The 6858-nt window shown below is 70.5% G+C and carries 5 protein-coding genes, 1 tRNA gene and 1 pseudogene; 5 read left to right on the top strand and 2 right to left on the bottom strand.

What is annotated here, in order from left to right:
- Positions 1-353: 353 nt before the first annotated feature.
- Both AC1D15_RS13315 and AC1D15_RS13310 read left to right on the top strand, forming a co-directional pair.
- A complete protein-coding gene (locus tag AC1D15_RS13315; protein ID WP_477826349.1) occupies positions 354-2909 on the top strand; it encodes an ATP-binding protein in 2556 nt (851 codons plus the stop codon).
- Between the two features lie 60 nt (positions 2910-2969).
- Positions 2970-3056: pseudogene (locus AC1D15_RS13310) on the top strand (RidA family protein); the annotation flags it as partial.
- 412 nt (positions 3057-3468) lie between these two features.
- Here the strand turns inward: AC1D15_RS13310 and AC1D15_RS13305 are convergent.
- Positions 3469-3553: transfer RNA gene (locus AC1D15_RS13305), tRNA-Leu, on the bottom strand.
- A gap of 90 nt (positions 3554-3643) precedes the next feature.
- Between AC1D15_RS13305 and AC1D15_RS13300 the strand changes: the two genes are divergently transcribed.
- Positions 3644-4234, top strand: a complete 591-nt coding sequence (locus AC1D15_RS13300) for a rhomboid family intramembrane serine protease (protein ID WP_477826348.1) — start codon at positions 3644-3646, stop codon at positions 4232-4234.
- A gap of 86 nt (positions 4235-4320) precedes the next feature.
- Positions 4321-5385 (top strand): S1C family serine protease, encoded by a 1065-nt coding sequence (locus tag AC1D15_RS13295; protein WP_477826347.1) that lies wholly within the window; start codon positions 4321-4323, stop codon positions 5383-5385.
- Between the two features lie 11 nt (positions 5386-5396).
- Here the strand turns inward: AC1D15_RS13295 and AC1D15_RS13290 are convergent, their stop codons facing one another.
- The gene (locus AC1D15_RS13290) at positions 5397-6299 is read right to left on the bottom strand and encodes an SDR family oxidoreductase (protein WP_477826346.1); all 903 of its coding nucleotides are present in this window, start codon (positions 6297-6299) and stop codon (positions 5397-5399) included.
- A 55-nt stretch (positions 6300-6354) separates the two neighbouring features.
- On the opposite strand from AC1D15_RS13290, the gene AC1D15_RS13285 reads away from it, so the two are divergent.
- Positions 6355-6858, top strand: a 504-nt coding sequence (locus AC1D15_RS13285; RefSeq protein ID WP_477826345.1) for a 2Fe-2S iron-sulfur cluster-binding protein, incomplete at its 3' end; no start/stop codon positions are given.

Here is a 6858-nt window from a genome sequence, read left to right as displayed (position 1 = left end):
GACACCAGCTTGCCGGACTACGACGAGCGCGCGTCAGAATTGACTTGGCAGCGCGTGGAGGACTTCCTGCACCTCCGGCCATCTTCGACGATGTAGCGATCCTTCTGCATGCCGGTCGACTCAAGGTCTCTTTGCCAGCGTAAGGCTGTGTCCAGCCAGCACAGGGCGCCCCAGGGGGAGCAGGGCGCCTGCGACGAATTCGGCTGTACATGCTGCTCGACGACCTCTACCATCGCCCGGGACAGGGGACTCCGATGTACCGTCCGCCAGGATTGCCAGAAGTCGTCGCCATTGCGCTTGCCATCGTCGCGGCGCTTCTGTGCGTCATCTGGCGGCGCAAACGTCACCTGTGGTTGCTGCAGGCCGCCATCGGTTCGGCCCTGGCCGGCGCGACCACGCTGGGATGGCCGGGGCCACTGCCGGTGGAGTTCGCGCTGCTGCCGCGCGCGCTCATCGCGTGGGCGGTCGCCGACTACCTCGGCCAGCGCCGCGCGACGAAGGCGGCACTGGTCGGTCCGGCCCTGGTCCTTGCGCTCGCCCCGCCGACGCTCGCCCGCTGGGCGGCGCCATGCCTCGACCTGTCGCTCGGCATGCTCTGCGCGGTGCGGGCGCGCAGCGAGCGCGAGTGCGGCCACGCGCTGTTGGCCGCTGCCGCGCTGTCGAGCGCGGGCTGGCTGGGCTTCGCCATAGGGTCCGGTGCCGACGCCGCGCTGATCCAGGGTACCGCATTCGGACCGGCCACCCTCGCACTGGCGATGGCCCTGCCGGTCGCCCTCCTGCTGAGCGAAGACAAGCACGCCGGCGCGGCGCACGCGCTGCTGCAGCGGATGGCGCACTTCTACGACGCCCTGTCGCGGACCAACCAGGCAATCACCCGCATCAAGGACCGCACCCGGCTGTTCGAGGCGATCTGCGAGATCTGCGTCGACGCGGGCCATGCTCGCGTCGCCTGCGTATACGTGCTCGACGGCGTCTTCGCCCACCGCTGCGCCACGGCCGGGCCGGCGGCCGAGATCCTCGCCGGCGTTCCACAGCCGTGGGACACCAGCGAGGCGCGGGCGCAGGCCTCCTACACGGTCCAGGCGCTGCGGGAGGGGCGGCCGATCGCGAGCAACGACTACCAGAACGACCCGCGGGCGGCGCCGTGGCGCGACCAGGCCGTGGCGCACGGCGTGCACGCGTTCGCATGGCTGCCTTTTCATCGGCGCGGCGGTGTCGACGGCGTCCTGATGCTGGCTGCAGGCCACACCGGCTTCTTCGACGAGCCGTTGATGCAGCTGCTCGACAAGCTGGTCGGCGACATCTCCCTCGCGCTCGATGCGATCGATCGCGAGCACGAACGCGAGCGCGCGCAGCGCGAGGTGCAGGCCGGCCTCGAGCGCTTCCAGCTGCTGTTCAACGCCGCGCCGGTGTCGTCGACGATCCTCTCCATCGCGCAGCGGCGCGTGCTCGCGGCCAACGACACTTGCTGTGCCGCCATCGGCATGACGCGCGAGCAGATGCTGGGGCGCCAGACCGTCGAACTCGCGGCACGGCTGAGCGACGAGGATCGCGAGGCCTTCTACGCCGAGCTCCAGCGCCACGGCCGGGTGCGCAACCGCATGATGCGCGTGCACCGCGGCGATGCCCGGCCGACCCAGGAACTGTTCAACGCCGAGCCGATCGACTACATGGGCGAGGCGTGCCTGCTGGTGATGAGCCTGGACATCACCGACTTGCACGAGGCCCAGCAGGTTCGCGAGGCGCTCGCCCGCGCCGAGTCCGCGAGCCGCGCCAAGACCGAATTTCTTTCGCGCATGAGCCACGAACTGCGCACGCCGCTCAACGCCGTGCTGGGCTTCGCCGAACTGCTGCGCCAGGGGGTGCAGGAGCGCCTCACGCCGCCTGAACTGGCGCAGCTCGACCTGCTGCAGCAGGCGGGGTGGCACCTGCTGACGCTCATCAACGACGTGCTCGACGTGTCCCGCATCGAGGCCGGCCATCTCGCGGTCCAGGCCGAGCCGCTCGCGCTGCTGCCGTTGCTCGACGAAGCGATGCAGATGACGCGCCGCGCCGCCGACGAGCGGGCGGTCTCGCTGGTGCCGGCCTACGACGCCTGCGCGCCGGTCGGGGTGCGCGCCGATCCGACGCGGCTGCGCCAGGTCGTGCTGAACCTGCTCTCCAACGCGGTCAAGTACAACCGGCCCGGCGGCGTCGTGACGGTCTCGCTGCGCGTGGAACTCGAGTGGGTTCACCTGCAGATCGAGGACACCGGCCTCGGGATGACGAACGAGCAGCTGTCCCACCTGTTCGAGCCGTTCAACCGGCTCGGGCGCGAGCGTGGGGCCATCGAAGGAACCGGCATCGGCCTGGCGCTGACCCGCCAGCTCTTGCGGCTGATGCAGGGCAACATCGGCGTCGACAGCAAGCTCGGCATCGGCACGCGCGTGAGCGTGTCGCTACCGCGCGTCGAGTCCGTGCCGTGCGTGCCGGAACGACCGCTGCCGCAGACCGCGCCGGCGGCGCCGCGGGGCACGGTGCTTTACGTCGAGGACAACGACGTCAATGCACTCCTCGTCGAGCAGATCCTGGCGCGCTGGGCCGGCCTGCGTTTCGTCCGCGCGCACGATGGCAGGAGCGGCTTCGAGCTGGCCCTCAGCCTGCAACCCGACCTGCTGCTGCTGGACATGCAGCTGCCGGACATCGACGGGCTGGAAGTCCTGCGCCGCGTGAAGGCGGACGCGGCGACCTGCCACCTGTGCGTGGTGGCCCTGTCTGCCAGCGCGATGCCGGAAGAAGTCGCGCGCGCCACCCAACTCGGCGCCGACGAGTACTGGACCAAAMCGCTCGCGGTGGACCGCTTCCTGGCCGACGTCGCCCGCCTGATGGACGAGGCGGCTGCCAAGGGTCCGCGGACGATGTCCGTCTAGGCTGGCGGCGCCCGCAGGGCCCCGGCCGCCTTGGTGATGCTGCCTGCCTTACCACGCGTCATGGCTCAGCGCGACGTTGTGTTTCCAGCCAGGCGTCGAGCACCGTATGAAAAGAATCGCTATTCGCCAGCGATCCGGTCCAACGGTTTGCCGGCGGGTTGTCACCTCCTTCGGCGACATCACGCGCTCCTTGCCCGGCGGCGGCGAAGGGCTCTTGACGCGAGTCAGCACGTTGCCCTTGAGCCATCCCCACTCGTCGAGTGCGATGCGGCACATGGCCCGGATCACGTTGAAGTCGCGCGCGATCGAACCTGGCGCGAGAGGCTTGCGATCGACACTTCCTGCCGCGGGCGAGTCGCGCCAGGTCGACCAGTCGTCCGGCGTGATCTCCGTGAGCGGCTTGTCGATGAACGGGATCGTCGCCTTGAACCTCGCGATCCGAATGCTGTCGGCTCGCCATCCGCGCTTGTTCGATCCAGCCTTCGGCACCCGCACCGCCAAGTTTGGCGCGGATGATCGGGGAGTTCAGCGTATTTTCGCGAATGCGAAAAAGGGGTGGTGGTGCCTCGGGTCGGAATCGAACCGACACTCCTTGCGGAACGGGATTTTGAGTCCCGCGCGTCTACCAATTTCGCCACCGAGGCCGGTGCAGGGGGTGAGAGTGTGCCACAGCCTTTCTGGGATATCCCCAAACCGGGTACCCTTGGCGCCCCTTCCCTTGCTGCGGACCTTGCATGCCTTCGTTGCCTCCCGTCACCCAGGCCCTGCTGCTGATCAACGTGGGCATGTTCTGCCTGCAGTACGTGCTCGGCTTCGTCGTCGACCGCTTCCTGGCCCTGTGGCCGATCGGCGCGGGCTTCCTGCCCTGGCAGATCGTGACCTACGGCTTCCTGCACGGCAGCTTCAACCACCTGCTGTTCAACATGCTCGGCCTGTGGATGTTCGGCGCCGAGCTCGAACGCCTGTGGGGCGCCAAGCGCTTCCTGCAGTTCTTCATGGCCAGCGTCGTCGCGGCAGCCGGCTTCCAGCTCATCGTCTGCGCGCTGATGGGCGCGAACTTTCCGACCGTCGGCGCGTCGGGCGGCCTGTTCGGGCTGCTGCTCGGCTTCGCGATGATGTTCCCGAACCGCACCATCGTGCCGCTGATCCCGCCGATCCCGATGAAGGCCAAGACCTTCGTCGCAATCTACGGCGGCCTCGAACTGCTGTTCGGCGTCACCGGCACGATGGCCGGCATCGCCCACTTCGCCCACCTCGGCGGCATCTTCGGCGGCTGGCTGATGATCCGCTACTGGCGCGGCCAGCCACCGTTCGGCCGGCGCTGATTTCACGCCGCGGAAAGCCCCCGCCTCGCCCAGGGACGGGCCGAAGCGCTCATGCTCACCGCACGAGTTTCTCGTTCGGAGGGCCCATGAACGATCGGCTTCAGGCAACGCGCCGCATCGCGCGCAGGTGGGCAGCCGGCTGGCTGCTCGGGGCATGGGCCGCGTGCAGCGCCGCGCTCGCGGCAGCACCAGCCGATGACGATGCCACGCTGAAGGAGCAAGGCGAGTTGCTCGCCCGCGCCGCGGCCGCGGTGGTCGGCGTGCAGGTCCAGGCGCTCGGCCACGCCACCTCGGCCGAGACCCTCGGCAAGCTGCGCCTCGGCTCCGGCGTCGTCATCGGCACCGACGGCCTCGTGCTCACCATCGGCTACCTGATCCTCGAGGCCGACCAGGTCGACCTGCAGCTCGACTCCGCGCGCATCGTGCCGGCCCGCGTCGTCGCCTACGACCAGGCGTCCGGCTTCGGCTTGCTGCAGCCGCTCGCGCCGCTGCGCCTGCCGCCCGCACCGCTCGGCGACACCAGCCAGCTCGCGTCCGACGAGCCGGTGATGATCGTCAGCGGCAGCTCGCCCGCCGGCCAGGGCGAGCTGAGCCTCGCGCGCGTCGTGTCGCGGCGTGCTTTCTCCGGCTACTGGGAGTACCACATCGACGGCGCGCTGTTCACCTCGCCGCCACGCACCGACCACAGCGGCGCCGCGCTCTTCAACGCCAACGGCGAGCTGCTGGGCATCGGCTCGCTGATCGTCGCCGACGCCGCCGGCGCCGACGCGCCGCGGCTGCCCGGCAACATGTTCGTGCCGGTCGACCTGCTGAAGCCGATCCTGAAGGAGATGCGCGAGAGCGGCAGCACCGCGATGAGCCACCGGCCGTGGCTCGGCGTGAACTGCGTCGAATCCGGCGGGCAGGTGCGTGTCGTCAAGGTGAACCGCGGCAGCCCGGCCGAGGCCGCCGGGCTGCAGGCCGGCGACCTGATCCTGCGCATCGACGGCGTCGCGGTCGGCGGGCTGGAGCGCTTCTACAAGACGCTGTGGCGCGGCAGCACGCCCGAGCGCGAGGTCACGCTCGAGGTGCAGCGCGGCGACGAGACGCAGACGCTGAAGGCGCGCGCCACCGATCGCATGAAGACGTTGACCCAGTCGCTCGGGGTCTGACCTCGATCAAGTCAAGCGAGCAAGCCGTCGCGCACCGTCGGGTAGCGCAGCTTCAACCGCAGCTCTTCACGCAGCCGCCGGTTGTCGAGCCGGCGCGACTCCGAGAGAAACGACATCTGCATCGCCGGCAGTTGCTTCCGCGCCTCGTCGCGCGTGATGCGCGGCGGGCGCGGCAGGCCGCACAGGTCGGCGGCCAGGTCGAAGTAGTCGCCCATCTTCAGCTCGGTGTCGTCGCTCGCATGCACCACGCGCTGCGGCAGGCCGCGGTGCAGCGCGGCGATGCAGGCGCGCGCCAGGTCGTCGGCATGGATGTGGTTGGTGTACACGTCGTCTTCGGCGCGCAGCACCGGCGTGCCGCGTGCCAGCCGCTCGCGTGGGTGCCCGCCCGGCCGGTCGGCGGCGTAGATGCCGGGGATGCGCAGGATCGTCACCGCCACCCCGAAGCGCCTGCCGTGCCAGCGCAGCCGCGCTTCGGCATCCACGCGCCGCCGCGCGCGGTCGCTGGCCGGCAGCGGCGCGCGGGTCTCGTCGAAGCGCGCACCGCCGGCATCGCCATACACGCCGCTGGTGCTGCCGTAGACGATGCGACGCACGCGCGTCGAGCGGGCCAGCGCGTGCAGCAGCGCCGCGGTGCGCGGATCGCTCGGCCCCTCACCCGGCGGCGGCGCCAGGTGCAGCACCGCGTCGGCCAGGCCGGCGAGGCGGCCGAGCGTCGCGGGATCGTCCAGGTTGCCCAGCAGCGGCAGCGCCCCGAGCGCGCGCAGCGCCGGCGCGCGCGCAGGCGACGACGTGAGGGCCAGCACGCGCCAGCGCCCTTGCAGCAGGCGGGCAACGCGCTGCCCGACGTCGCCACAGCCGACGATCAACACGGTGGGGCGCTTGAAGCGGGTCGGCAGGTCCGGGCGGAAGGGCATTGGATCGCGGGCAGAATCGGGGGCTGGTTTCTAGGGCCTGTCAACAGGTTACCCCATGACTTTCACCGCGACCGTGCAGCCCAGCGGCACGAGTTTCCAGGTCGATCGCGACGAGCCGATCCTCGCGGCAGCGATCCGCCAGGGCATCGGCCTGCCCTACGGCTGCAAGGACGGCGCCTGCGGCTCCTGCAAGTGCAAGCTGCTCGAAGGCCGCGTGATCCACGGCGCCCACCAGGCCAAGGCGCTGAGCGACGCCGAGGAAGAGGCCGGCTTCGTGCTGACCTGCTGCGCCGCACCGCAGACCGACGTGGTGCTCGAGGCCCGCACCGTCGCCGGCGCCGGCGAGTTCCCGGTGCGCAAGATGCCGTGCCGCGTCAACCGCATCGAGCGGCCGGCCGGCGACGTGGCGGTGCTGCACCTGCAGCTGCCGGCCAATGACCGCCTGCGCTACCACGCCGGCCAGTACGTCGAGTTCGTGCTGCGCGATGGCAGCCGCCGCAGCTACAGCATGGCCAACGCGCCGCACACGCAGGAGCAGCAGCCCGGCATCGAACTGCAC

The organism is Rhizobacter sp. P2_H2, from assembly GCF_056403375.1.
This window is presented reverse-complemented; position numbering and strand designations above follow the sequence as displayed.

Excerpts from the sequence above, each read along its gene's own strand:
- AC1D15_RS13300 (WP_477826348.1), top strand. The coding sequence starts at position 3,644 with ATGCCTTCGTTGCCTCCCGTCACCCAGGCCCTGCTGCTGATCAACGTG.
- AC1D15_RS13295 (WP_477826347.1), top strand. The coding sequence starts at position 4,321 with ATGAACGATCGGCTTCAGGCAACGCGCCGCATCGCGCGCAGGTGGGCA.
- AC1D15_RS13290 (WP_477826346.1), bottom strand. The coding sequence starts at position 6,299 with ATGCCCTTCCGCCCGGACCTGCCGACCCGCTTCAAGCGCCCCACCGTG.